Genomic DNA, 25,700 nt, shown 5'->3' with positions numbered 1-25,700 from the left:
CCCAGAACTGGTCCGCCGGACTGGACTGGCCGCCGACCGAGAACCCGCTACCGGAGCCCCGCCCGAGCGGCGGCCGCCGCCGCAAGCCGGACCCGCTCGACTCCGAGGTGTCGCTCGACCACCTGAACGGCGCCGAGCCGCCCGCCCCGGCCGCCCCGCCGCGCGAGGGCGGTCGCCGCCGCCGCTACGACCCGGAGGACGACGCCACTGATCCGGTGCGGCCCTTCCACGGGGACGACGCCACCCGCGACGCCGCCTCCGACGCCATCCGCGACATCACTGCCCGCGCCGGCCGCGACACCGCGGCGCGCTCCCCGCTGGACCTCCCACACCCGCCGCTCGACGAGCCGGCGCGCACCCAGTTCAACCCCGCGGCCCGGCAGCCCTTCGACGACCGGCCCCCGTTCGACGATCGGCCCCCGTTCGACGATCGGCCCCCGTTCGACGATCGGCCGCCGTTCGAGGACCAGCGCACCGAGTTCCACCCGGTCGCGCCCGCGTGGTCGCCCCCACCGGGACCCGAACCGCTACCGCGGAATCAGCGTCTGGACCGTCCCGGTTTCGAACCACCGCAGGCCGCCGCGCCCGCCACACCGCCGATGTCGCGGTCGGCCCGCCGGCACGCGGAGGCCCAGCAGCAGAACGGCATGCCGCCGTTCCCGGGTGACCGGCGCGGTGGCGTCGACCACGGCGCGGCCGGCGGGCTGCCCTCATGGTCGGCGCGAAGGCGACCGGGCCCCGACGCCGATCCGGCCCTGGACCGCAATGATCAAGCAGCGGTGCCGACCGCCGCGTGGTCGGCACTGGCCGAGTCCGATCAGCAGCTGCTCTCGGGTGAATCGGTTGCCGGCGATTTGATGCGCGAGGCTCACGAGCGCGACGATCAACGCGCGGAACAGGATTCGCGTCACTTCGGCAAACGTCGCGGCGGTGGCCGCGGTCGCACGGCGGTGGCGCCCGAGCCGGAGCCCGACGACCACCTCACCGATTTCTACGAGCCGCTCGACGACGACTACGACGACTATGACGACGACGAGCCCGAGACCTCGCTGGGCGGCCGCCTTTCCGCGTTCACGCAGAAGGCCGGTTCCCTCGCCCGCAAGAGCAGGAGCAAACGCGCCGCCCCGGCCGCGCCCGCCCGCTCGCGGGCCGCGGCCCGCTCAGGCGACGACGAGCACCGCCGCCAGTGGCTGATGATCGCGGGCCAGAGCGTGGGCGCCGCGGTCGCGGGCATGTTGCTGTTCAAGGGTTTCGAACGCATGTGGGAAATGCTCCCGTGGGTCGCCCTGGCCCTGGCCATGATCGTGATCCTCGGACTGGTCGCCCTGGTGCGCGTACTGCGCCGCACCGACGACATTTTCAGCACTGTGATTGCTGTCGTCGTGGGCGTCTTCGTGACGCTCGGACCGCTAGCCTTTCTTCTCAGTACGAACTGAGCAGGGAGCAGCAGTGGGGAACATCGTGCGAGCGCAGGGGGCGGGCACCGAAGGCCGGGCGGGTCGAAAGGAAGTCCGGGTCGGGCTCTCGACCGCGTCGGTGTATCCGGAGAACACCGAGGCCGCCTTCCGCTATGCGGCCGAACTCGGCTACGACGGCGTCGAACTCATGGTGTGGGCCGAGCCCGCCAGCCAATCCATTTCGACCGTGCAGCACCTCGCGCACGAATACGACGTCCCCGTGCTGGCCGTGCATGCGCCGTGCCTGCTGATCTCGCAGCGGGTCTGGGGGGCGGACCCGATCGCGAAACTCACCCGCAGCGTGCACACCGCCGAGGCGCTGGGCGCGGCCACCGTGGTGGTGCACCCGCCCTTCCGCTGGCAGCGCCGCTACGCCAGCGGCTTCGCGAAACAGGTTGCCGAACTGGAGAATTCGAGCCCGGTCGCGGTGGCCGTGGAGAACATGTTCCCGATGCGCGCCGACACGCTGTTCCGCGGCAGCTCGATCGAGCGCCTGCAGCGCCGCGGCGGCCACCCGGGTCCGTCCGTCACCACCTTCAGCCCCTCCTTCGACCCCACCGACGTCGGCTTCCGGCACTACACGCTGGACACCTCGCACACCGCCACCGCGGGCGTGGATCCGCTGGCCCTGGCCGGCCGCATGGGTTCCGGCCTGACCCACCTGCACCTGGCCGACGGCCGCGGCGCCGCCACCGACGAGCACCTGATCCCGGGCGAGGGCACCCAGCCGGTGGCCGAACTCTGCGAGATGCTGGTGCACAACGGTTTCGACGGCCAGGCCGTCATCGAGGTGAACACCCAGACGGCCCGCACCACCATGGATCGCGCCGCCATGCTCGACCGCGCGCTCGCCTTCGCCCGCGCCCACCTCAACCCCTTCGCCCCCGCGCCCACCCCGGAGCCGACGGCCGCCCACCGCGGCTGAATGCGGTCCCCGTGGCTCCGCGGTCTTCCGAGAGCCGGGTGATTCATCCCACCAGTGGCGGGAATGATCGGGCCTCCCGTTTACGCTGTACAAACCACACAGTGGAAGGACAGCGGATGACAACGGAGTTGACCGTCGATCTCGAATCGGCGACCGATGTGGCGAACGCGCCGTTCAGTCGCGTATGCCGATTGACCGAGCTCGAATCGACTCCGGAGATCGGCCGCTACGCGGGCCTGATCGAACCCACCTGGACCATCGGCGACAAACTGCACGGCGGCACCATGGTCGCGGGTAGCGCGGCCGCCGCCACCGAACGGCTGCGCCGCGCCGCGCCCGAGCAGGCCGCCATGTTCCCCATCTCGGCCAGCACCGACTTCCTCGGCGCTCCCGTCCCCGGCGAGGTCGAGTACGAGGTCCGCACCCGCAAGCTGGGTCGCCAGATCGCGCTCATCGACGCGAGTCTGGTCCAGAACGGCCGCACCCTGGTGCACACCGCCTTCACCTTCGGCCACCTCGACGACGCCGTCCCGCAGTACGCCGCCGATCACGTCGGCGACATGCCCGCGGAACCGCCCGCAGACGCCCTCTTCTACGACGAGCGCAACCCCATGGGCAAGCTCGTCCACGTCGCCGAGGGTTCCTCGGTCGCCCTCGACCCGCTCTGGGCGCGCTTCCTGGCCGGCGAGAAATCCGAACCCCGCCTGCGCCTCTGGATCCGGCCCTTCGCCGGCGACGAACAGGACCCCGACGTCTCCGCCTTCTTCGCCATGATGGCCGCCGACATGAGCCCGCCGGTCCCGATGAACCTGGGTCACTTCGGCTGGGCCCCCACGGTTCAGATGACCACCTACCTCCGCCGCCGGCCGGCACCCGGCTGGCTGCGCGTCATCGCGGACAGCCGCGAGGTGGGCAACCGCATGTTCGACGAAGACCAATACGTCATCGACTCGACGGGCGCGATCGTCGCCCAGAGCCGCCAACTGGCCCTCATCCCGCAGCCGCGCTGACCCTGTTCCCCCGGGCGCTCGGAGGCATTCGGTCGTCGTACGCCGAGGCGACAACTGATTTCGTGACGGTCGGGGCGACTCCTCGGGTACGACCACGATGTTTCGGCACCCAACCGCCGGCACGCGTTCTCGACGTCGACGTTCGTCGGCTGTGCGCTGAAAGCCCGGCGAGGCGGGACGCTAGCCTTGATCCCCATGACGAGGATTGCGGTTATCGGTGGGGGTCGGATCGGAGAGGCGCTGATCGCGGGCCTGCTCGAATCCGGGCGTGCGGGCAAGGATCTGGTGGTGGTCGAGCCGGTGCCGGCGCGCGCCGAATTGCTGGCCGACCGGTTCGGGATTCGTGCCACCGACGACATCGCCGATGCCGCCAAGTCCGCGGACCTCATCGTGATCGCGGTGAAGCCGAACGACGTGGACGGCGTGGTCGCCGAGCTGGGCAAGGCCGAACTCGGCGACGACCACGATCAGGTGCTGGTATCGCTGGCCGCCGGCGTGCCGACCGCCCGCATGGAGTCCCGGCTGCCCGCCGGTTTCCCGGTCGTGCGGGTCATGCCGAACACCCCGATGCTGGTGGGTCAGGGCATGAGCGCCATCGCGGCCGGTCGCTACGCCCGCAAGGAGCAGCTGGCCCTGGTCACCGAGATCCTGGAGTCGGTGGGCAAGGTGGTGACGGTCGCCGAGTCGCAGCTGGACGCGGTGACCGCGGTGTCGGGTTCGGGCCCGGCGTACTTCTTCCTGATCGTCGAGGCCATGATCGACGCCTCGGTCGGCCTGGGTCTGACTCGCGATGTGGCCACCCAGTTGGTGACGCAGACGATGCTCGGTTCGGCGGCCCTGCTCGAGGAGTCCGGACAGTCTGCTCCGGAATTGCGCGCGGCCGTCACCTCGCCCGCTGGGACCACCGCGGCGGGTCTGCGGGCCTTGGAGCGTGCCGCGGTGCGTTCGGCTTTCCACGATGCATTGGACGCCGCAAAACGCCGTTCCGCCGAACTCGGCGCGATCGCGGACTAACGTTGATGGTGCGGCGAGTGCGCTCGCCGCATTCCAATACTGCTCGGTTGCTAGTTTGCTGCCGAAGGCCGACTCGCCACAGCAAAGGCTGATTTCTCACACCCGTCGCAGCAATCCCACTGGTCCCGCTAAGCTTCAAGGAGCACGTGCGTGTCTGTTCCGCCGGTGGGGAAGCCGGCGGCGCGGACGTGCCGGAGGTCAGTGGCGCAATGATGTCTGGAAACAGCCAAGCGAGGTCCGGAAACAGCCCAATCAATGCAGGATCCGTCATCGGTGGAGGAACTCAGTTCCTCACTGTCGCCGAGGTCGCGAATCTGATGCGGGTATCCAAAATGACGGTGTACCGGCTGGTGCATTCGGGAGAGCTGCCCGCCGTGCGGGTGGGGCGTTCCTTCCGGGTACACGCCAAGGCGGTGCACGACTATCTGGAGACGTCCTACTTCGACGCGGGGTAGTAACGCCTGGAAAACCGATCGGCCGCACCCGTTTCGTTCGCCGGAGAGTGGCCCGGTAGCATGGACCGGCATCCTGTACGTGCCGGTGGTGCCGCCGGGTCCATTCGGCCCGTATCGGGTAGGGACTGTGCAGGGTCAGACAGTGTGCACCCCGCGTGAGCGGGGATGACCCGAGAGAACGCGAGGAACAACCCTATGGGTTCTGTGATCAAGAAGCGCCGCAAGCGCATGTCGAAGAAGAAGCACCGCAAGCTGCTTCGCCGCACGCGTGTTCAGCGTCGCAAACTCGGCAAGTAAGCCGCTGCGTCGTAGCTGGAAGCCCGTCACCATCGGTGGCGGGCTTTCGTTTTTCCCAGGTGATCGAACTCATCGTTAGATCCTGGTTAATACCCTTCGGATGGTCCCTACCCGCCGGTTACCCTGGGAGCGCGGGAATAACAGGAAATGGGGGCTCAGTGGGATCCGGAGTGGCAGGGACTCGGGACGGGCAGGCGCCCAAGGTAGTGATGGTGACCGGTGCGAGCCGGTTCTTCGGCGGCAATGTGGTGGCCCGGTTGGCGGCCGACCCCGCCGTCGAACGCGTCATCGCCGTGGATGCCAAACAGCCCAGCCGGGAGCTGCTGCGCCGCATGGGCCGCGCCGAATTCGTTCGCGCCGATATTCGCAATCCGTTGATCCGCAAGGTTATCGATGGAAATCAGGTGGACACGGTGGTACATCCCGCCGCGCTGTCCCGCCCGCCTTCGGGCGGGGGCCGGGCCGCCATGAAGGACATGAACGTCCTCGGCGCCATGCAGTTGTTCGCGGTGTGCCGCAAGGCGTCCAGCGTGCGGCGCGTGGTGGTGCGTTCCTCCTCCGCCGTCTACGGGTGCAGCGCCAAGGACCCGGTGAAGTTCACCGAGGAGATGAGCGCGCGCACCCCGCCGCGCGGCTGGTTCGCGCGGGACATGATCGAGGTGGAGGGCTTCGTCCGCGGGCTGGCCCGGCGGCGGCCGGACATCTCGGCGGCCATTCTGCGCTTTCCGCCGATCGTGGGCCCGCAGCTGGCCAAACGCGGCGTGCAGTATTTCCGTTCGCCGATCACGCCGACCATCCTCGGGCGTGATCCGCGCATGCAGCTGCTACACGAGGAGGACGCCATCGCCGCCCTCGTGCACGGGGCCATGACGGCCCCGGGCGGAACGTACAATGTGGCCGGTGACGGTGCGATGGCACTGTCGCAGGCGATCCGGCGCGCCGGGCGGATCGAATTGCCCGTTCCGTACGGGGTTTTCCGTACGGTTGGGCGTACCGTGATGGGCCCCGTCATGCGGGAGTTCACCGCGGAGCAGATCGACTACTTCCATTTCGGATGTGGTCTGGACACCACCCGGATGCGCACCGAGCTCGGCTTCCAGCCGCGCTGGACCACGGTGCAGGCATTCGACGACTTCATAGGGGGCGCAGCGTTGCGGCCCGTGATCGATCCCACGTGGATCGACGCCGCAGAGAACAAACTTCTCGGCCTGCTCGGGGCCGGGACGGGAGCACACCAATGAGTGATGTAGCGAAGGTGATTCGACTTCACGACGTGGACTTCGAGACGCGGCACAGTCGCCCGTCTCGCGTGTGGCCGGTAGGGGAGCCGGCGCTGACCCCTGTGACCTCGCTGACCGATCGGCTCGCCGAAGTCGAAGCGCGCCAGCCCAAGTCACTGGGCGAACTGATCCGGGGGACCGTGGCGGACGGGGTCCGCTACACCGCAGATTTCGCGCGCCGTCGCCTCACCGGCGACTACCAGGTCGACGAATTCGGTTTGGACGAGCACCTTCTCGAATCGGTGATCCTCCCGATGCTGCGGCCGCTGTCGGACCTGTGGTTCCGGGTCGAGGTGGCGGGGATCGAGAACATTCCGGAGGTGGGCGGCGCGCTCGTCGTGGCCAATCACGCGGGCACGGTGCCGCTGGACGGGCTGATGCTGCAGCTGGCCGTGCACGACCGGCATCCCAGGCAGCGCGCGCTGCGCATCCTGGCCGCCGACCTGGTCTTCGAGACGCCGATCATCGGCGAGCTGGCCCGCAAGGCGGGGCACACCCTGGCCTGCCCCGCGGACGCCGAAAGGCTGCTGCGCGCGGGCGAAGTCGCGGGCGTGTTCCCCGAGGGCTACAAGGGCATCGGCAAGCCCTATGCGGACCGGTACAAGCTGCAGCGTTTCGGCCGTGGCGGTTTCGTGTCGGCGGCGGTGCGCACCGGCGTGCCGATCATTCCGTGCTCCATTGTGGGTTCGGAGGAGATCTATCCGAAGCTGGCCAATCTCGAACCGCTGGCGCGGCTGCTCGGTATCCCGTATTTCCCGGTGACGCCGCTGTTTCCGCATCTGGGTCCGCTGGGTGCGATTCCGTTCCCGTCGAAGTGGTACATCGAATTCGGCGAGCCGATTTCGACCGCCGGATACGAACCGGCGGATGCCGATGATCCGATGACGATGTTCGAAGTCACCGATCAGGTCCGCGAAACCATTCAGGGAACGCTGTACAAGAATCTGATCAAGCGCCGTAACCCCATCACCGGCTAGATCTCGCCTCCCCCGCCTCCCCGCGAATTCAGCGGGCGGCTGAGAGCCGTTGGCGTTGGGCACCCGTTCCGCCGGTCGGGTGCCCAACCCATTCCGGGCATACCCGGTGAGTTATCCCGACCTCACGAAATCAGTTGTCGCAGTCGGCGTTTTTCATTCCTCGGTAGCCGCCAACCGAATTCGGGTCAGCTGGCCTTGGCTTCCCGTTTGCGGGAGAGCACGGCCGCCGCCGCGCCGCCCGCCGCGCCGAGTGCGAGGGCGGTGGGCACGCCGACTCTCGCGGCCTTGCGGCCGGTGCGGAAGTCGCGGATCTCCCAGCCGCGGTTCTTGGCGACCTCGCGCAGGTCCGTGTCCGGGTTGATGGCCACCGCGGTGCCGACCAGCGAGAGCATGGGCACGTCGTTGTGGCTGTCGCTGTAGGCGGTGCAGCGCTTGAGGTTCAGGCCCTCGCGAATGGCCAGGGTGCGCACCGCGTGAGCCTTGCCGAGCCCGTGCAGGATGTCGCCGACCAGGCGGCCGGTGAACACGCCGTCCTCGCTCTCGGCGACCGTGCCCAGCGCACCGGTCAGGCCCAGCCGCTTGGCGATGACCTGCGCCAGCTCCACCGGCGTGGCGGTGACCAGCCAGACCTGCTGGCCCGCGTCCAGGTGCATCTGAGCCAGCGCCCGGGTGCCCGGCCAGATCTTGTCGGCGATGATCTCGTCGTAGATCTCCTCACCGAGTGCGGCGAGTTCGGCGGTGGGACGGCCCGCGATGAAGGAGAGCGCTTTCTCCTTGCCGGAGGCCATGTCCGAGTGGCTCTCCTTGCCGGTGACCCGGAATTTGACCTGCTTCCAGGCCATATCGACCAGGTCGGAGGTCTTGAAGTATTTGCGCGCGGCCAGCCCGCGGGCGAAATGCACGATCGACGCGCCCTGCACCATGGTGTTGTCCACGTCGAAGAAGGCGGCCGCGGTGAGGTCGCGGGCGATCGCCGGGATCGGCGTGTCGCCGTCGTCCCGCAGCGCGAGCTCGGCATCGTGCAGGGCGAGGGCGGCGTCGGCGCTGGCCTCGCCGGCCAGGTTGGCACGGACCTCTTCTTCGGTTGGACCGAACGGACTGCGGGTGATGCGGGTGAACTGATCCTGCAGATCCTGCAGGCCCTGACCCCAGCGCGCCGGGAATTCACCGAAGCGTCCCGCGATGAAGCCCGTCCCCTGCTCTTTCGAACTCTCCGGCACCAGTACCTCCGCCTGTTAGCGCGAACAAGTCCACAGTAACGCCCGGGGGTGGCCGCAACGTAGACGGCGAACGACATATCGGAGAGTTGTTAGATGGTGGCTATGAGCGATTCCACACATGCTGTGACTCTGTTGACCCGCAACGGCTGCGGCCTGTGCCACACGGCACTGGAACAATTGCGGCCGATCTGCGCCGAGTTCGGCATCGAGGTCGCCACCGTCGACGTGGACGAGGCCGCCGCCACCGATCCGGGTCTGCGCGCCGAATACGGTGACCGGCTGCCGGTCGTGCTGCTGGACGGGCGTGAGCACAGCTATTTCGACGTGGACGAGCCGCGCCTGCGCGCCGACCTCGCGAAATAAGCCGCAATAGCGGCTTTTCGGGGGTTCGTGACGCGGGCCCCCTTCACCTGTCCCCTCCGGTGTGTTGCGTGGCGGGTTCGTGCTGATGAGGGTTGAATGAGGGCGGGGCAGGAGCCCGCCGCAAAGTGACTGAATTCACCGACTTTGTGCAGGGCTTCACAAGCGGTTACGGTGGTGGCACGCAACCCGCCTTCTCGGGCAGCGGAAGCGACCCCCTGAACCTGACTCGACCTCGCCTGTAAGGACCGCGACGGTCTCCCGGCGTCGGGTCGACAAAAGAACCCGGACACTCACCCCCGGCCGGACGAGGAGCGCAAGCGACGTGACAGAGCAGCACGAGACGCCGCCGACTGGCGTCTCCAAGGCTCTGCAGAAGGACATCCCGCAGGCCACGGTGGCCCGGCTGGCCACCTATCTCCGAGTGCTCGCCGTACTCGCCGACGACGGTGTAGCCATCGTATCGAGTGAGGAACTGGCTGTCGCGGCGGGTGTCGGTTCGGCGAAGTTGCGCAAGGATCTTTCGTTCTTGGGACCCAACGGTGTTCGTGGCGTGGGCTATGACGTGATCAAGCTGCGCGACCGCATCGAGGATGTGCTCGGCCTGTCCGAGGGACACCGGGTGGTGCTGGTCGGAGCCGGTCATCTGGGCCGGGCGCTGGTCGGTTACGGCGGATTCCGCCGCCGCGGGTTCGCCATGGTCGGGCTGTTCGACAACGATCCGGCGGTGATCGACACGACGGTGTGCGGACTGGTCGTCCGCGACGCCGCCGAATTGTCCGACGCCGTGGACGCGCTGCAGCCCACCATCGCCGTCATCACGGTGCCGGACGTGGCCGCGCAGGGCGTCTGCGATCTGCTCGTCGAGGCCGGCCTGCAGTGCATCCTGAGCTTCTCCGCCCTGGCGCTCGAGGCGCCCGCCACCGTCGAGGTGCGGCGCGTCGATCTCGCGGTGGAGATGCAATTGCTGTCGTTCGAGCGGGCCCGCAACGCGGAATCGGCCGCGGAGGAAGCGATGAGCGCGGCCGCCGGGAGCCTGATGCCCCGGGTACCGATGACAACCAGCAAGGGAGCGGTGGTCCAGCCATGAGTGTGCTTCTCGTCGGGATTTCGCATCGCAGCGCACCAGTGGCGGTGCTCGAGAAGATCGCCATCACCGAGGCCGACCGGCCCAAGCTGACCGACAAGATGCTGGCCTCCAGTCACGTCTCCGAGGCGATGATCGTCTCCACCTGCAACCGCATCGAGGTCTACGCGGTCGTCGACGCCTTCCACCCGGCGCTGGGCGAGATCGGCGAATTGCTCACCAAGCATTCGGGTCTGCCGCTGCCGGAGCTCACCAAGCACGCGTATGTGCGCTACGCGGAGGCCGCGGCAGAGCACCTGTTCGCGGTGGCCTCGGGCCTGGACTCCATGGTGGTCGGCGAGCAGCAGGTGCTCAGCCAGATCCGCGCCGCCTACGCCGCCTCCGACGCCCAGCAGGCCGCCGGACGCACCCTGCACGAGCTGGCCCAGCACGCGCTGCGGGTCGGCAAGCGGGTGCACTCCGAGACCGGGATCGATCGCGCGGGCGCGTCGGTGGTGTCGGTGGCGCTGGATCGGGCGCGCGTGGTGCTGGGTCCGCTGGTGGGCCGCACCGTGCTGGTGCTGGGCGCGGGCGCCATGGGCGGGCTCGCGGTGGCGCAGCTGGCGCGCGGCGGGGCCGCCGAGATCCTGGTGGTGAACCGGACGCTGGAAAAGGCGCAGCGCCTGGCCAATACGGCCACCGCCATGCACGGCGTGCCGGCCGCGGCCATCGAGATGGACCGGCTGGCCGAGGCGATGGCCGCTGCCGACGTGGTGGTCACCTGTACCGGTGCGGTCGGCACCGTGGTGACGCTGGCGGACGTGCATCGCGCCCTGGCCGCCAAGGCCGGCACGGACGAACTGGTCATCTGCGATCTGGGCCTGCCCCGCGATGTGGACCACGCGGTGTCCGGGCTGCCGGGCGTGACCGTCATCGACATGGAGACGCTGCAGCGCGATCCGTCGGCCGGCGCGGCCGCCGATGATACCGCCGCCGCGCGCACCATCGTCGCCGACGAGCTCGCGAAGTATCTTGCCGGACAGCGCATGGCCGAGGTCACCCCGACCGTGGCCGCGCTGCGCCAGATGGCCGCCGACGTGGTCGAGGCCGAACTGCTGCGTCTGGATTCCCGACTGCCGGGACTCGAGTCCACCGAACGCGACGAGGTCGCCCGTACCGTGCGACGGGTGGTCGACAAGCTGCTGCACGCGCCGACGGTGCGGGTCAAACAGCTGGCGTCCACGCCCGGCGGCGACAGCTACGCCGAGGCGCTGCGTGAGCTTTTCGAACTGAAACCCGGTGCGGCACAAGCGGTTGCCGCGCCGATGGAGATCTCCACCCTGCAGGGCGAACTGGCGGACGATTTCACCGCCGCTCACCCGGGCGACGAACAGGGGCACACGGCATGACCGGAGCAATGGTGCACGAGAACGAGACGACAACCATCCCCTCCGCTGAGCGGATCGTTGGCCGCGGAACCGTCGAGGCGCCCTGGCGCATCGGCACTCGCGGCAGTCTGCTGGCCCTCACCCAGGCCGGGCATGTGCGCGACGCCCTGATCGCCAACGGCCAGCAGGCCGAGCTGGTCATCGTGAAGACCGCGGGTGACCAGAACGCCACCGATCCGGTGCAGAAGATCGGGGTGGGTGTCTTCACCGCCGCGCTGCGCGAGGAATTGGCCGCGGGCACGGTCGATATCGCGGTGCACTCCTACAAGGATCTGCCGACCGCGCAGGACCCGCTGTTCGATATCGCGGCGATTCCGCCCCGCCAGGATCCGCGCGACGCGCTGGTGGCGCGCGACGGCCTGGTGCTGGGTGAGCTGCCCGCGGGCGCGAAGGTCGGCACCTCGGCGCCGCGCCGGAGCGCGCAGCTGAAGGCGCTCGGCCTCGGCATCGAGATTCTGCCGCTGCGCGGCAATCTCGACACCCGTCTTTCCAAAGTCGCTTCCGGTGAACTGGATGCCGTCGTGGTGGCGCGGGCCGGGCTGGCCCGCATCGACCGCCTGGACGCCGTCACCGAATCGCTCGAACCGGTGCAGATGCTGCCGGCCCCGGCGCAGGGCGCGCTGGCGGTCGAATGCCGCAGCGCCGATACCGAACTCGTGACCATCCTGTCCGCTCTCGACGATCCCGGCACCCGTGCCGCGATCACCGCGGAGCGGGCGTTGCTGGCCGAACTGGAGGCCGGCTGTACCGCACCGATCGGTGCGCTGGCCGAGGTCGTCGAATCGCTCGACGACGACGGCCGGGTGGTGGAGGAGTTGTCGCTGCGCGCCTGCGCGGCGGCGATCGACGGCTCGGATGTGATCCGGGCTTCAGTGGTCGGCCCGGTCGCGGATGCCGCGGACCTGGGCCGCGCACTGGCGCGCGAGCTCTTGGAGCTGGGGGCGCGCGAACTGCTCAGCGTCACAGAGGAATCCGCTGAGCTCACCGACGACAGCAATCCCAGCCCAATGGAGAACCAACCCATGAGCGAGCGCAGCGAGGGAATCATCAGCACAGCGCCTCCGGGCACGGTTGCGCCGAGCGCTAGCGAGGTGCAGCCGTGAGCCGAGTGACGAAGAAGAATCCCGGTCGGATCCTTTTCGTGGGGTCCGGGCCTGGTGACCCGGCGCTGCTCACCGTGCGGGCCCGCGAGGTGCTCGGCCGGGCGACGCTGGCCTTCACCGATCCCGACGTCGACAAGGGCGTGCTCGCCCTGATCGGCACCGCGGTCGAGGAGAACCCCGACGGGACCCGTCCCGTCGACGTGCGTCCCGCGCTCGGTGACGCCACCGAGGTGGCCAAGACCCTGATCGCCGAGGCGCGCAATGGTTCCGACGTGGTGCGCCTGGTCTCCGGCGACCCGATGACCACCGATTCGGTCATCCACGAGATCAACACGGTCACCCGTTCGCACCTGAACTTCGAGGTGCTGCCGGGCCTTTCGGCCGGCACCACCGTTCCGGCCTACGCGGGCATCGAGATCGGCTCCAGCCACACCGAGGTGGATGTGCGCGGCGAGGTGGACTGGGCGGCCGTCGCGGCCGCGCCGGGCCCGCTGGTGCTGCACGCCACCTCCGGGCACCTGGCCGAGACCGCTTCGGCGCTGGTGGAACACGGCATGGCGCCGCAGACCCCGGTCGCGGTGACGGTGCGGGGCACCACGCGGCAGCAGCGCACCATCGATGCCACGCTGGCCACGCTGAACAATGCCGCGTCCGAATTGGTCGGCCCGCTGGTGGTCACCGTCGGCAAGGAAGTGGAGAAGCGCGCCAAGACCTCCTGGTGGGAGTCGCGGGCCCTGTACGGCTGGACCGTGCTGGTGCCGCGCACCAAGGAGCAGGCGGGCGAGATGAGCGAGAAGCTCGTCATGCACGGCGCCATTCCGATGGAGGTCCCGACCATCGCGGTCGAGCCGCCGCGCAGCCCCGCGCAGATGGAGCGCGCGGTCAAGGGCCTGGTCGACGGCCGCTATCAGTGGGTGGTGTTCACCTCCACCAACGCGGTGCGCGCGGTGTGGGAGAAGTTCGGCGAATTCGGCCTGGACGCCCGTGCTTTCAGCGGCGTGAAGATCGCCTGCGTCGGCGAGGCCACCGCCGAGAAGGTGCGCTCCTTCGGCATCAACCCGGAGCTGGTGCCGTCCGGTGAGCAGTCCTCCGAGGGCCTGCTGGCCGACTTCCCGCCCTACGACGACGTTTTCGACCCGGTCAACCGGGTGCTGCTGCCGCGCGCGGACATCGCCACCGAGACCCTCGCCGAGGGCCTGCGCGACCGCGGCTGGGAGATCGACGACGTCACCGCCTACCGGACCGTGCGCGCGTCCCCGCCGCCCGCGGAGACCCGCGAGATGATCAAGACCGGCGGTTTCGACGCGGTGCTGTTCACCTCGTCCTCCACCGTCCGGAACCTGGTCGGCATCGCCGGCAAGCCGCACGCCCGCACCATCGTGGCCTGCATCGGCCCCAAGACCGCCGAGACGGCCATCGAATTCGGCCTGCGCGTGGACGTGCAGCCCGAGATCGCCCAGGTCGGCCCGCTCGTCGAGGCGCTCGCCGAGCACGCCGCCCACCTGCGCGCCGAGGGCCTGCTGCCCCCGCCGCGCAAGAAGAGCCGCCGCAGCCGCTAGCGCTGACAGGTCGAATCGGTTCGACTCGGGCCCCGCATCCAGTGATGCGGGGCCCGAACCTTTCTCGAATCCCCCTGGAAATACTGGCATTTCATCTCGCGATCCGGTGCTTACGATCTGTTGAGTATTCGATCTTGAAAGGTGAACAGCTATGAAGCGCACGGCTTTCGGCCCCATGAAGCGCACGGCCTTCGGCCTGCTCGCGATGACCGGTCTCACGATCGGGGTGGCCCTGTCCCCGGCCGCGGCCCTCGCACAGACCCCCGAACCGGCCCCGGTCGCCACGACCGTCGCCGACTCGCCGGGCGTCAGCTCCTCCGGTATCCCGGCCGCCATCGTGCTGCAGACCCTGCTGAAGTGCCTGACCAGCGGTTCGGGCAATCTCGGCGCGCCCGGCTCGACCCAGACCGGCTGCCTCAACTCCTGAGACCCGCCGCCTCGGCTGCCGGTGCCGCCCGCCCGCGGCGGAGGTTCCCCGACGTCTTCTTGCGCGGACGCCGGAGAACCTCCCTCGTCGGCACCGGGCGCTCGTGGTCAGCGCTGGGCGGCCATCAGGCGGCGGACCATACGGCAGGTGGCATCCGAGGGCCGGTGCACGCCGATGACTTCGGCTGTCTCCCGGATGGTTTCGTTCGTCGCCTGATCCGGGCTGAAGGTGCCCGAGTCGAGTAGCGCGATGGCCAGGCGCATCGCCTTCAACCGGCGATTGTGCGAGATGTACCACGAGCGCGGCCGGCCCGCGGGCAGCGGCTGCTTGGCCAGTGGCCGCCACGCGTGATCGATGACCTCCCCCTGCTTCGGCACCCCGGCCCGGGTCACCTTGTCGGACATACTGGTAACGGCTGCGAGCACGGCCAATCCTCCCGTCGCGGTCCGGACCCGCACCCCGAACAGCGGTGCGAATCCTTCGAACACATCTTCGATTCTACCCGCCGCCACCGACAAAATCGGCCGCTCACAATGACTTTGGCGATCCGGCCCGGCGGCTCCGGCAGTGCCGCCCGACCCGGCCGCGGAGGCGCGCGCACCCGGGTCCGGAGGCGGGCATATCATGCGAACATGACCGGAATGGACCGCCCTCGGCGGTTGCGCCGCACTCCCGCCATGCGTCGGCTCGTCGCCGAGACCAGCCTGGAGCCGCGGCATCTGATTCTGCCCATGTTCGTCGCCGACGGGATCAGCGAACCGCGCGAGATCTCTTCCATGCCAGGCGTTTTCCAGCACTCGATGGACTCGCTGCGGAAGGCCGCCGAGGAGGCGGTCGCCGCGGGCGTCGGCGGTCTCATGCTGTTCGGCGTGCCCAAGCCGGAGGACAAGGACGCGCAGGGGAGCGCGGCCAGTGATCCGGACGGGATTCTGAACCGCGGTCTGCGTGCGCTGGTCCACGAGGTCGGCGGCTCGACCGTCGTCATGGCCGACACCTGCCTCGACGAGTTCACCGACCACGGCCACTGCGGTGTGCTGGACGGCAGCGGCGCGGTCGACAATGACGCCACCCTGACCCGCTACGTGGAAATGGCGTTGGCGCAGGCCGAAACCGGCGCGGATCTGCTCGGCACCAGCGGCATGATGGACGGCCAGGTGGGCGCGATCCGCGCGGGCCTGGACGCCGCCGGCTACGCCGACACCGGCATCCTCGCCTACGCGGCCAAGTACGCCTCGGCGTTCTACGGGCCCTTCCGGGAGGCTGTCGGCTCCTCGCTGCAGGGCGATCGGCGCACCTACCAGCAGGATGCAGCCAACCGCCGCGAGGCCATTCGCGAGCTGGAGCTGGACCTGCTCGAGGGCGCGGACATCGTGATGGTGAAGCCCGCCATGTCCTATCTGGACATCCTGCGCGAGGTCGCGGACCGCTCCACGGTGCCGGTGGCGGCCTATCAGATCTCCGGTGAGTACTCCATGATCACCGCGGCCGCCGAACGCGGCTGGATCGATCGCAAGAGCGCGGTGCTGGAGTCGCTGCTGGGTATCCGGCGCGCGGGTGCGGACATGGTGCTCACCTACTGGGCCACCGAGGCCGCGCACTGGCTGTCGTGAGCGTGACCGAGTAGCTCCGATCGTGAATCCGATGTTCCCGCCGGGTCGTTCGCGCCCGGTTCCGGAAGATGTGCGCACCGCCTGCGAACTCTGGTACGCCACACTCGGCGTCGGGCTGGTGCAGTTGATCGCCTCGCTGGTCGCGCAGTTCGGGCAGCGGGAGGATCTCGCGCAGCAGATGTTCGACCAGGTCAAGGCGGAGCAGCCGGCCGTGACGCTGACCCAGGTGCAGGCCTGGATGGCGATCGTGTTCGTGCTGGTCGGCGTGTTCTGGCTGGTCCTCACCGGCGCCGGGGCGGCCGTGGTCTACCAGCTGGGCCGCGGAAAGGCCTGGGCGCGAGCGCTTCTCACCGGCTTCGGGGTCTTCCTGGCGCTCGGCGCGGCGGGCACGCTGTTCGGCATCGGGGTGAAGGAAGGCGCCGCCTCGATGGTCGCGGGCGGCGCCGGAATCGTGGAGGCGGTGCTGGCCGGCGGCGCCGTATTCCTGTGCTATCGAAGCGAATCCGAGGCGTACTTCCGGCCCGGAACGCAGTAGGTACTCCCGAGTTTGTTACGAGCGTACTAACGGGTATGGTGAGGGCAGTCACAGAAAATTCGGGAACCGGATGCCGGTCGCCATACGTTGTGTTATGGCGCGTCGGGCTCCGGGAAGACGGAGGCAACGATGCGAGTGGTGATCCAGCAGCCGCACAGCCTGCGGCGCGATGTGCTGGTGCTGAGTCTGCTGTTCCTGTTCGGGCTGCTCACCCTCGCCGTGCTGTTGATTCCGGGCCTGGCCCGCTGAACGATTCCACGATCTTTACGCTCGACCTATGAGTGAGGCCATCAACGTCCCCGAGGCCGTCCTGTTCTCCGAGCCCGGTGCGCGCTGGCGAACCATCGCCTATGGCCCCGCGCTGTGCGCGATCATCCTGGTCATCGAGCTGATCCGGGGCGGTGCCATCCACTGGTTCGGACTCATCTTCTGCGCGGTCCTGCTGGCCGGATTCGTCTGGTTGCAGGTGGTGGCGGGCAAGCGGCACATCAGTGTCGAGCTGACCCCGGAGCAGCTGCGCGAGGGCACGGAGGTGGTGCCGCTGCGCGACATCGCCGAGGTGCTGCCCGAGGAAGACGAGGAGTCCTGGGATTATGAGGACTGGCAGTCGGCGCGGGCGCTGGGCGAACTGACCGGAGTGCCGCGGCGGCGCAAGGGAATCGGGCTCAAACTGGCCGACGGGCGCCTGGTGCAGGCGTGGGCGCGGGATCACCTCACGCTGCGCGCCGAGCTGACGGCCGCCCTGGAACAGTCCCGCGGCACCGGCGGCGCGCGCGCCGCCGAGGCCGAGCCGGGGCCGGACGACGAACGGAAGGAAGCGCTTTGACGCGATGGCTGACCGTATTCGCCGAGATCGTGCTGGTGCCGGTACTGGTGGTGCTGGCGGTGTGGTGCTGGCACAACGGAATTCAGACCACCGTCTTCAAACCGCAGGGTGAGATGCCCGCTTTCACGGCGACCCGCTACTTCGGGCCATGGCTGGCGGTGTGCGCGCTGCTGGCGATCGGGTCGGGGCTGGCGCTGATCGACGGGCTGGCGCGGGCGTACCGCCTCGCGCGCTGATGCTTCCGCTCGCGCGCTGATGGTTCTGTTCGCGCGCTGACCTTTTCGCCGGATTTTTCGGCGATGGACCCGGCGAGCCGGTGCGACACACCGGGCGTAGGGGTGCGAAGTCGGGTTTTGCTTGGAGGGGGTCCGGGCGGGCGCGGAGAATCATGGGCATGAAGCGCACAGATCTCGTGAAACGCATCGCCGCCGCGGTGCTGGCCACGGGTGTCGTCGGCGCCGCTGTGGTGGCTCCGGCCGCCGCCGCTCCGGTCGATGCCGTTCCGGATTACCGGTCGCACCCGGTCGCCCTGTCCTGGCAAGACCTACTACCGCCCCAGCTGGACTGCCTGATCTCCACCGGATGGGCAGCGTTCTGCCTGGGGATTCCGCTCTCGTAGCGGGGTTGCGGCGGCGCGACCGCGGACCGCGCCGCCACTTCCGCTGACAAAGCCACCCGTTCGCCGGCGAATGCCGCTGCCCGGGTGCGGAAAAAAGGTCAGGCCCGCTTACATGGGCCGCTCAGAATGCCTCCGCCGGAGCCTCATCCCCAGTTCTGGTAAACATCCAGCACTCGTCCACCGCGGCTGCCCGGCAGATTCACGAAGAGCGAGACGTTGCCGTCCGGATGGTCGGCCGCCTCACTGATCACCTGCCGCAGGGAGGCGTGCACACCGCCCTTGTCGTCCTTGTAGATGGTGGTGTCGGGCTGCAGGCCCGCACCCATTCGGCTCACCGGTACGAACATGCTGATCAATGCAGGTGCGGGACCGTCTGCCAGCGCGGCGGTTTCGTCGTGCGAAAGTATCACCCCCACTCGGCCCTGATCGATCTGCACCACCGGCACCGCGGCTGTCGCGACACCGGCCCCGGCGGTGAGGCCGGCCGTGACCGCCATGATCCCAACCCCGACTCGAACGACCCGCATATATCCCGCCCTCTCTCCGAAGCCGTTTCCTGCGTCCAGACATTACGCATCGGCAATCCTTTAGCGAATAACGTTGTCCGAAACTCACTCCGGCGTGTTGCCAGGCCATCGCGGCGAGCCCAGTTCGGGATCCGCACACTGCGATTCGGAGCCCTGGCCCGCGGGCTCGGATGATCTTGTCGCCGATGCGCTCGGCTCCGGGCGTGCGGGGATGGCTTTCGGATGCGGTGTTCGTTTCAGGGTGCGAGGATGGCGGGTTGGCTGTGGGAAGGGCCACTCGACTACACCCTGTCGTCGACGGGGGCAGGGGCGGCTGAGAGACTGGGTGCCGTGAGTTCTTCTCCGCGTGTGAGCCAGGTGTCGGTCCCGGTCTCAGCTCAACTTTTCGAACGCGCCGCAGCGGTCATTCCGGGTGGTGTGAATTCGCCCGTACGCGCGTTCAACTCCGTGGGCGGCACGCCGCGGTTCATCGCCTCCGCGCGCGGTTGCACGCTGACCGACGCCGACGGCAACGACTACGTGGACCTGGTGTGCTCGTGGGGTCCGATGATTCTCGGGCACGCGCACCCGGCGGTGGTCGAGGCGGTGCAGCGGGCGGCCACGGGCGGGCTGTCCTTCGGCGCGCCGACCGAGGCCGAGATCGAACTCGCCGAGGCCATCGCGGGCCGGGTCGCTCCGGTGGATCGGGTGCGGCTGGTGAACTCCGGCACGGAGGCCACCATGAGCGCGGTCCGGCTGGCGCGGGGTTTCACCGGGCGCAGCAAGATCGTGAAGTTCAGCGGCTGTTACCACGGGCACGTGGACGCGCTGCTGGCCGACGCCGGTTCGGGCGTGGCCACGCTGGGGCTGCCGACCTCGCCGGGCGTCACCGGCGCGCAGGCGGCCGACACGCTCGTGCTGCCCTACAACGATCTCGATGCCGTGGCCGCCGCGTTCGCCGCCCACCCGGGTGAGATCGCGTGCGTCATCACCGAGGCCGCGGCGGGCAATATGGGCGCGGTCGCGCCGGTGGCCGGATTCAACGAGGGCCTGCGCCGGCTCACCACCGAGCACGGCGCGCTGCTCATCATGGACGAGGTCATGACCGGCTTCCGGGTCAGCCATTCGGGCTGGTTCGGCATCGACGCCGTGGCCGGTGATCTCTACACCTTCGGCAAGGTGATGAGCGGTGGCCTGCCGGCCGCCGCGTTCGGCGGACGCGCCGAGATCATGAATCACCTGGCGCCGCTGGGCCCGGTCTATCAGGCGGGCACCCTCTCGGGTAATCCGGTCGCGGTGGCCGCGGGCCTGGCCACGCTGCGCGCCGCCGACGAGCAGGTGTACGCGACGCTGAACAAGAACGCGGAGCGGCTGGGCGCGCTGATGACCGAGGCGCTGACCGCCGAGAGCGTCCCGCACCGGGTGCAATTCGCGGGCAATATGGTGAGCGTGTTCTTCGCCGAGAACCCGGTCACCGATTACGCCGCCGCCAAGGCGAGCGAAACCTGGCGTTTCCCAGCCTTCTTCCACGCGCTGCTGGGTGCCGGGGTGTACGCGCCGCCGAGCGCCTTCGAAGCCTGGTTCGTTTCGGCCGCCCTCGACGAGGACGCATTCGACCGCATCGCCGCCGCCCTCCCCGCCGCCGCGCGCGCCGCGGCGGCCGCCACCCCCGAAGGATCCGCCGCGTGAGCTCCGCCCACCCCGACTCCGGCCTACCCGCACCCGCCCAGCACGAGGTCCCCCTCTCCGCCGCCGAGGCCACCCGCCTGCTGGATTCCATCCGCCAGGCCGAAGAGGAACTGGCCGAGACCGGCGAACGCATCGCCGTCGCCTTGGCCGAACCCGCTGCTGCCCCAATGGAATCCGACAATTCCGGCGCAGCAGCCGATGAGATCGGCACCGGTGCTGTTGCACCGGCCGAATCGGCTACGCCCGATTCGGCCGAGGGCGAGCACGCTGCCGAAAGCGCACCCGAGGACGCGACGCTGGTGGTCGAGGCCGCGGCGTCCGCGGCCGAGGAGTTCGCTACCGCCGCCGGGTCCGAAACCGATCCGGATGACTCCGATGCGGGTGAATCCGCTGCTCCGGTTGCGTCGTTCTCGTCCGAGATCGTGGTCGAGATCGATCCCGACTCGGGCGAATCCGCGGAATCCGCCGCGGCGGAATCCGCTGCGGCGGAGCCGGTCATCGACGGTGCGGACGTGGCCTCCGGCACCACGGGCGGACTGATCCTGCCCGGTGACGTGGCCAGCGATCTCGAGACGATCGTGCACGTCATGCGCCACGGTGAGGTGCACAATCCGAAGGGGATCCTGTACGGACGCCTGCCCGGATTCCAGTTGTCGGTGACGGGGCGGGCGCAGGCGCAGGCCGTGGCGCGATCGCTGGCGGATCACGACATCGCGCTGGTGGTGGCCTCGCCGCTGCAGCGCGCGCAGGAGACCGCGAATCCCATCGCGGCGGGCCACGGTCTGATGATCCGGACCGACGACAATCTGATCGAGGCCGGCAATACCTTCGAGGGGCTGCGGGTGTCGGCGGGCGACGGCGCACTGGGCAAGCCCCGGCACTGGTGGAAGCTGCGCGACCCGTTCACCCCGTCGTGGGGTGAGCCGTACCTGCAGATCGCGCACCGCATGCTGGCCGCGGTGAACAAGACGCGGGTGGAGGCCGCCGGCCGGGAGGCCGTGCTGGTGTCGCATCAGCTGCCGGTGTGGACGCTGCGCCGCTTCCTGCAGGGACAGCGGCTGTGGCACGATCCGCGCAACCGGCAGTGCTCGCTCGCCTCGCTGACTTCGCTTGTCTACCAGGGCGATACGTTGATCGACATCGTCTATTCCGAGCCGGCCGGCGCCTCGGATCCCAAGGTGACCGGGGCATGAGCCGCGCCATCGCGTCCCGGCCCGCCCGCCGCCCGCTGCGCCGGGTCGCGGCGCTGCTGGCCGGTCTCGGTGTGGTGGCCGTGCTCGCCGGATGTTCGACGGCGGGCAAGGACGCGGTGGCCCAGGGCGGCACCTTCGACTTCGTCTCCCCGGGCGGCAAGACCGAGATCTTCTACGATCCGCCGTCCGCGCGCGGCACCATCGGGAAGCTGTCCGGCCCGGATCTGCTGCACGACGGCAAGACCACGTCGGTGGACGATTTCCCCGGCAAGGTCGTGGTCGTGAACATCTGGGGCCAGTGGTGTGGCCCGTGCCGCGCGGAAGCGCCCGCGCTGGAACAGGTTTACCAGGCGAGCAAGGACAAGGGTGTCGCGTTCCTGGGCATCAATGTCCGGGACAACCAGAAGGACAAGGCCCAGGATTTCGTGACCGACAACAAGGTCGGTTACCCCTCCATCTACGACCCGTCCATGCGCAGCCTGCTCGCGCTCGGCGGGAAGTTCCCCACCAGCGTCATTCCGACCACCATCGTGCTGGACAAGCAGCATCGGGTGGCGGCGGTGTTCCTGCGTGCCCTGCTGGCCGAGGACCTGCAGCCGGTGGTGGACAAGCTCGCGCAGGAGCAGGCGTGAACCACGTGACCTACCTGGCGAGCGTGGGGGATTCGTTCCAGCAGACCGCCGCCACCGGACCGCTGCTGCTCGCGCTCGGCGCGTGCATGCTGGCCGGTCTGGTGTCGTTCGCGTCGCCGTGCGTGGTGCCGCTGGTGCCCGGCTACCTGTCGTATCTGGCGGGTGTGGTGGGCGCGGAGGCGCCGCCGGTGACGGTGGAGTCGGCCAAGACGACCACTACCGCCGTGGCGGGCCGCAATTCGGCGCGGCTGCGGGTGGCGGGGGCGGCGGGCCTGTTCGTGGCGGGCTTCACCGTCGTGTTCGTGCTCGCCTCGGCGACCGTGTTCGGCGCGATCCAGGCGCTGAACGTGAATCGTGATCTGCTGCAGCGCATCGGCGGTGTGGTGACCATCGTGATGGGCCTGGCGTTCATCGGCCTCATCCCCGCCCTGCAGCGCGACACCCGCATGGAGCCGCGCCGGCTCAGCGGTCTGATCGGGGCTCCGCTGCTGGGCGCGGTGTTCGCGCTCGGCTGGACACCGTGCCTGGGCCCGACGCTGTCGGGCGTGATGGCGGTGTCGGCGGGCACCGAGGGGACCACCGCGGTCCGCGGGGTGGCTCTCATCGTGGCCTACTGCCTGGGCTTGGGCCTGCCCTTCGTCATCCTGGCCTTCGGTTCGGCGACCGCGCTGCGCGGCGTCGGCTGGTTGCGCCGTAATTCCCGCACCATTCAGGTGATCGGCGGACTGCTGCTGGTGGCCGTCGGCATCGCCCTGGTGACCGGGGCGTGGGACCAGTTCGTCTCCTGGGTCCGCGACGCCTTCGTCTCGAATGTGACCCTGCCGATCTGACATGACTGCCACCATCGAAACCCCCAGCGCCCCCGTCCTTCCGCCGCGTCAGTCGCCGCTGCGCCGCCTGCTCGGCGTCCTGCGCAACACCTGGCGCGGACTTACCAGCATGCGCACCGCGCTGATGCTGCTGTTCCTGCTGGCCCTGGCCGCGATCCCGGGCGCGCTGCTGCCGCAGCGGAGTCTGAACGCGGGCAAGGTCGACGACTACATCCGCAACCGCCCGACCCTGGGCCCGTGGATGGACCGGCTCCAGCTGTTCGACGTGTTCTCCAGCTTCTGGTTCACGGCCGTGTACGTGCTGCTGTTCGTGTCGCTGGTGGGCTGCATCCTGCCGCGCTGCGTGGACCACTATCGCGCGTTGCGCACGCCGCCGGTGAAGGCGCCGCGCAACCTGTCGCGTCTGCCGCATCACTGGTCGGGCACCGCCGGGGAGACTCCGGAGCGGGTGATCGAGCGTGCTCGCGGGCAGATGCGCGGCTGGCGCACGGTCGTGCAGCCGGGCAATCGTGAAGGGGAACTGACCCTTTCGGCCGAGAAGGGCTACACCCGCGAGCTCGGCAACCTGGTCTTCCACCTGGCGCTGGTCGGTCTGCTGGCGGCGATCGCGGTCGGCAAGCTGTTCGGCTACGAGGGCAATGTGGTCGTGCTCGCCAATGATGGGCCGGGTTTCTGCACCACCTCGCCGGCGGTGTTCGACTCGTTCCGCGCGGGCAATGTGAACGACGGCACCGGCCTGACGCCGATGTGCGTGCGGGTCAAGGACTTCAAGGCCGACTATCTGAAGAACGGCCAGGCGTCCATGTTCACCTCGAACATCCAGTACCAGACCGGTAAGGATCTGAACTCCGACACCTGGCGTGACACCACCATCCAGGTGAATCACCCGCTGCGCGTCGCCGGGGACCGGGTGTACCTGCAGGGCCACGGTTTCGCGCCCAAGTTCACGGTGACCTTCCCGAACGGCCAGACCCGTACCGAGGCCATCCAGTGGAAGCCGGACGACGCCACCACCTTCCTGTCCTCGGGTGTGCTGCGCATCGATCCGCCGGGCGGCATGTATCCGAACGAGGAGGAGCGCCGCAAGCATCAGGTCGCGATCCAGGGGTTGTTCGCGCCGACCGCGCTGATGCACGGTCAGCTGCTGACCTCCAGGTATCCGGCCATGCAGGATCCGGCGGTGGCGATCGACATCTACCAGGGCGATACCGGTCTGGACACCGGCCGCGCGCAGTCGCTGTTCGCGCTGGATCCGGAGATGATCAAGCAGGGCCGCCTGGTGAAGGAACAGCGGGTGAACCTGAAGCCGGGGGAGTCCGCGACCCTGTCCGACGGCACCAAGGTCGCCTTCGACGGCGCGGAAGAGTTCGTGAACCTGCAGGTTTCGCATGATCCGGCGCAGCAGTGGGTGCTGGTGTCGGCGCTGACCATGATGGCGGGCCTGCTGGTGTCGCTGCTGGTGAAGCGGCGGCGCATCTGGTTGCGGGTATACCCGGATACCGAAACCGACGGGGTACGACGTACCGTAGTAGAAATGGGCGGATTGGCCCGCACCGACCAGGCCGGGTGGGGCGGCGAATTCGACCGCCTGCGTGAGCGGCTGCTGACGGGAGAGAAGTAATGCCGATCGACGAGAACATCGCCTCCTACAGCGATCTCGCCTTCAAGTCGGCCATCGTGATCTACGCGCTGGTCTGGATCATGCTGGTCTGGCAGTTCGCCCTCACCCGCACGGTGCCGACGGCAGCCGCCCGCCAGTTGGTCACCGCCGGAGGCGGTTCCGACGTCGTCGACGAGCCGCCCGCCAATGTCCCCGGCAAGGTGCAACCGCGCGGCGCGGAGCGCCCCTTCTCGGAGCGCCTGGGCAATATGGCCTTCGCGGTGCTGTTCGTCGGTCTCGGCGTGCACCTGGTCTCGATCGTGCTGCGCGGCTTCGCGACCCACCGCTTTCCGCTGGGCAATATGTTCGAGTTCATCTCGATGGCCACCGGCGCGGCCGTGCTGCTGGGCCTGATCCTGTTGCGCGACCAGCGCTATCGCGGCATGTGGTCGTTCCTGCTGGTGCCGGTGTTGATCCTGCTGTTCCTCGCGGGTACCAAGCTGCACGTGGACGCGGCTCCCGTGGTCCCGGCGTTGAAGTCCTACTGGCTGCCCGTGCACGTCACCGTGGTCTCGATCGGCTCGGGCGTCTTCCTGGTCTCGGGTGTCGCGAGTCTGCTGTTCCTGTACCGCATCTGGCAGCCCGTCGGCGCCGAGTCGGACAATCTCTTCGGCCAGCTGGCCCGTCGTCTCCCCGACGCCCAGCTGCTGGACCGTCTCGCCTACCGCACCACCATCATCGGCTTCCCGATCTTCGGCGCGGGCGTCATCCTGGGCGCGATCTGGGCCGAGGCCGCCTGGGGCCGCTTCTGGGGCTGGGATCCCAAGGAGACCTGCTCCTTCATCGCCTGGGTCCTCTATGCCGCCTACCTGCACGCCCGTGCCACTTCCGGCTGGCGTGACACCAAGGCCGCCTGGATCAACATCGCCGGTTTCGTGGCCATGCTCTTCAACCTCTTCATCATCAACATCGTGGTCAGCGGCCTGCACTCCTACGCGGGTCTGAACTGATCCCGGGACTTCCCGAACTGACCCAACGGGTTTCGAAGGCCCCGGCACGTTG

26 protein-coding genes and 2 pseudogenes are annotated in these 25,700 nt (G+C 69.0%); 25 read left to right on the top strand and 3 right to left on the bottom strand.

All coding sequences use genetic code 11. From position 1 onward, the window contains the following. Window positions 1–1,202: 1,202 nt before the first annotated feature. From ON33_RS44690 to ON33_RS27940, 8 genes and pseudogenes are all read left to right on the top strand, one after another. Window positions 1,203–1,436 (top strand): annotated as a pseudogene (locus tag ON33_RS44690) (Rv0497 family membrane protein); the annotation flags it as partial. A 22-nt stretch (window positions 1,437–1,458) separates the two neighbouring features. Beyond that, entirely contained in the window at window positions 1,459–2,382 is a 924-nt protein-coding gene (locus ON33_RS27965; RefSeq protein ID WP_174391581.1) for a sugar phosphate isomerase/epimerase family protein, read from the top strand. A gap of 116 nt (window positions 2,383–2,498) precedes the next feature. Beyond that, on the top strand, window positions 2,499–3,392 hold the full coding sequence (locus ON33_RS27960; protein ID WP_083869363.1) for a thioesterase family protein: 894 nt from the start codon (window positions 2,499–2,501) through the stop codon (window positions 3,390–3,392). Window positions 3,393–3,587: 195 nt separating this feature from the next. Continuing rightward, window positions 3,588–4,406 (top strand): pyrroline-5-carboxylate reductase, encoded by an 819-nt coding sequence (proC, locus tag ON33_RS27955; RefSeq protein WP_040862081.1) that lies wholly within the window; start codon window positions 3,588–3,590, stop codon window positions 4,404–4,406. Between the two features lie 212 nt (window positions 4,407–4,618). Next, window positions 4,619–4,861, top strand: a complete 243-nt coding sequence (locus ON33_RS27950) for a helix-turn-helix domain-containing protein (RefSeq protein WP_045437601.1) — start codon at window positions 4,619–4,621, stop codon at window positions 4,859–4,861. Window positions 4,862–5,056: 195 nt separating this feature from the next. Next, on the top strand, window positions 5,057–5,158 hold the full coding sequence (locus ON33_RS40065) for a 30S ribosomal protein bS22 (RefSeq protein WP_003402602.1): 102 nt from the start codon (window positions 5,057–5,059) through the stop codon (window positions 5,156–5,158). A 209-nt stretch (window positions 5,159–5,367) separates the two neighbouring features. After that, the gene (locus tag ON33_RS27945; protein ID WP_051152913.1) at window positions 5,368–6,399 is read left to right on the top strand and encodes an NAD-dependent epimerase/dehydratase family protein; all 1,032 of its coding nucleotides are present in this window, start codon (window positions 5,368–5,370) and stop codon (window positions 6,397–6,399) included. Next, window positions 6,396–7,415 carry a lysophospholipid acyltransferase family protein gene (locus ON33_RS27940; protein WP_040862079.1) on the top strand — a complete coding sequence of 340 codons (1,020 nt, stop codon included), beginning with the start codon at window positions 6,396–6,398 and terminating at the stop codon, window positions 7,413–7,415. Before ON33_RS27945 ends, ON33_RS27940 begins: the two co-directional genes overlap by 4 nt. 185 nt (window positions 7,416–7,600) lie before the next feature. Here ON33_RS27940 and ON33_RS27935 read toward each other — a convergent pair whose 3' ends face one another. Further along, a complete protein-coding gene (locus ON33_RS27935) occupies window positions 7,601–8,635 on the bottom strand; it encodes an HAD family hydrolase (protein WP_174391579.1) in 1,035 nt (344 codons plus the stop codon). A 102-nt stretch (window positions 8,636–8,737) separates the two neighbouring features. Between ON33_RS27935 and ON33_RS27930 the strand changes: the two genes are divergently transcribed. The 6 genes and pseudogenes from ON33_RS27930 to ON33_RS27905 all read left to right on the top strand — a co-directional run bounded on the left by ON33_RS27930 (window position 8,738) and on the right by ON33_RS27905 (window position 14,598). Beyond that, a complete protein-coding gene (locus tag ON33_RS27930) occupies window positions 8,738–8,998 on the top strand; it encodes a glutaredoxin family protein (RefSeq protein ID WP_040862077.1) in 261 nt (86 codons plus the stop codon). A gap of 322 nt (window positions 8,999–9,320) precedes the next feature. After that, entirely contained in the window at window positions 9,321–10,085 is a 765-nt protein-coding gene (locus ON33_RS27925; protein WP_040862076.1) for a redox-sensing transcriptional repressor Rex, read from the top strand. Then, window positions 10,082–11,470, top strand: a complete 1,389-nt coding sequence (locus ON33_RS27920) for a glutamyl-tRNA reductase (RefSeq protein WP_040862075.1) — start codon at window positions 10,082–10,084, stop codon at window positions 11,468–11,470. The genes ON33_RS27925 and ON33_RS27920 overlap by 4 nt, the downstream gene beginning before the upstream one ends. Beyond that, a pseudogene (gene hemC, locus ON33_RS27915) lies at window positions 11,467–12,486 on the top strand (hydroxymethylbilane synthase); the annotation flags it as partial. The gene ON33_RS27920 and the pseudogene hemC, both read left to right, overlap by 4 nt. A 122-nt stretch (window positions 12,487–12,608) precedes the next feature. Further along, window positions 12,609–14,171, top strand: coding sequence for a bifunctional uroporphyrinogen-III C-methyltransferase/uroporphyrinogen-III synthase (locus ON33_RS27910; protein ID WP_040862074.1), 1,563 nt, complete (start codon window positions 12,609–12,611; stop codon window positions 14,169–14,171). Window positions 14,172–14,322: 151 nt separating this feature from the next. Beyond that, window positions 14,323–14,598: a hypothetical protein gene (locus ON33_RS27905; protein WP_040862073.1), complete on the top strand. Its 276-nt coding sequence runs from the start codon at window positions 14,323–14,325 to the stop codon at window positions 14,596–14,598. Window positions 14,599–14,705: 107 nt separating this feature from the next. Here ON33_RS27905 and ON33_RS27900 read toward each other — a convergent pair whose 3' ends face one another. Then, window positions 14,706–15,086, bottom strand: a complete 381-nt coding sequence (locus tag ON33_RS27900; protein WP_245550760.1) for a hypothetical protein — start codon at window positions 15,084–15,086, stop codon at window positions 14,706–14,708. Window positions 15,087–15,230: 144 nt separating this feature from the next. Between ON33_RS27900 and hemB the strand changes: the two genes are divergently transcribed. The 5 genes from hemB to ON33_RS27875 all read left to right on the top strand — a co-directional run bounded on the left by hemB (window position 15,231) and on the right by ON33_RS27875 (window position 18,188). Continuing rightward, entirely contained in the window at window positions 15,231–16,208 is a 978-nt protein-coding gene (gene hemB, locus ON33_RS27895; protein WP_040862072.1) for a porphobilinogen synthase, read from the top strand. A gap of 31 nt (window positions 16,209–16,239) precedes the next feature. After that, window positions 16,240–16,743, top strand: a complete 504-nt coding sequence (locus ON33_RS27890) for a hypothetical protein (protein WP_157184765.1) — start codon at window positions 16,240–16,242, stop codon at window positions 16,741–16,743. Between the two features lie 277 nt (window positions 16,744–17,020). Further along, complete coding sequence (gene mce1N / locus ON33_RS27885) at window positions 17,021–17,569, top strand: transport-regulating membrane protein Mce1N (protein WP_051152912.1); 549 nt, start codon at window positions 17,021–17,023, stop codon at window positions 17,567–17,569. Then, the gene (locus tag ON33_RS27880) at window positions 17,566–17,805 is read left to right on the top strand and encodes a hypothetical protein (protein WP_040862070.1); all 240 of its coding nucleotides are present in this window, start codon (window positions 17,566–17,568) and stop codon (window positions 17,803–17,805) included. Before mce1N ends, ON33_RS27880 begins: the two co-directional genes overlap by 4 nt. Before the next feature lie 158 nt (window positions 17,806–17,963). Further along, a complete protein-coding gene (locus tag ON33_RS27875) occupies window positions 17,964–18,188 on the top strand; it encodes a hypothetical protein (RefSeq protein WP_157184764.1) in 225 nt (74 codons plus the stop codon). Between the two features lie 143 nt (window positions 18,189–18,331). Here the strand turns inward: ON33_RS27875 and ON33_RS27870 are convergent, their stop codons facing one another. Next, a complete protein-coding gene (locus tag ON33_RS27870; protein WP_040862068.1) occupies window positions 18,332–18,685 on the bottom strand; it encodes a hypothetical protein in 354 nt (117 codons plus the stop codon). Window positions 18,686–19,045: 360 nt separating this feature from the next. On the opposite strand from ON33_RS27870, the gene hemL reads away from it, so the two are divergent. From hemL to ccsB, 6 genes are all read left to right on the top strand, one after another. Beyond that, a complete protein-coding gene (gene hemL / locus ON33_RS27865; RefSeq protein WP_051152910.1) occupies window positions 19,046–20,383 on the top strand; it encodes a glutamate-1-semialdehyde 2,1-aminomutase in 1,338 nt (445 codons plus the stop codon). A 587-nt stretch (window positions 20,384–20,970) separates the two neighbouring features. Beyond that, window positions 20,971–21,576, top strand: coding sequence for a histidine phosphatase family protein (locus ON33_RS27860; RefSeq protein WP_051152931.1), 606 nt, complete (start codon window positions 20,971–20,973; stop codon window positions 21,574–21,576). After that, window positions 21,573–22,208, top strand: coding sequence for a TlpA disulfide reductase family protein (locus tag ON33_RS27855; RefSeq protein ID WP_083869351.1), 636 nt, complete (start codon window positions 21,573–21,575; stop codon window positions 22,206–22,208). Before ON33_RS27860 ends, ON33_RS27855 begins: the two co-directional genes overlap by 4 nt. A gap of 5 nt (window positions 22,209–22,213) precedes the next feature. Further along, window positions 22,214–23,038 (top strand): cytochrome c biogenesis CcdA family protein, encoded by an 825-nt coding sequence (locus ON33_RS27850; RefSeq protein WP_051152928.1) that lies wholly within the window; start codon window positions 22,214–22,216, stop codon window positions 23,036–23,038. Window position 23,039: 1 nt separating this feature from the next. Continuing rightward, entirely contained in the window at window positions 23,040–24,659 is a 1,620-nt protein-coding gene (gene resB, locus ON33_RS27845) for a cytochrome c biogenesis protein ResB (protein ID WP_040862065.1), read from the top strand. After that, window positions 24,659–25,648 (top strand): c-type cytochrome biogenesis protein CcsB, encoded by a 990-nt coding sequence (gene ccsB / locus ON33_RS27840; protein ID WP_040862064.1) that lies wholly within the window; start codon window positions 24,659–24,661, stop codon window positions 25,646–25,648. Before resB ends, ccsB begins: the two co-directional genes overlap by 1 nt. Window positions 25,649–25,700: the final 52 nt, after the last annotated feature.

Origin of the sequence: Nocardia niigatensis NBRC 100131 (assembly GCF_000308655.1) — a bacterium.
GTDB lineage: Bacteria > Actinomycetota > Actinomycetes > Mycobacteriales > Mycobacteriaceae > Nocardia > Nocardia niigatensis.
The sequence above is the reverse complement of the archived record's forward strand: the minus strand, read 5'-3'. Positions and strand labels throughout refer to the sequence as shown.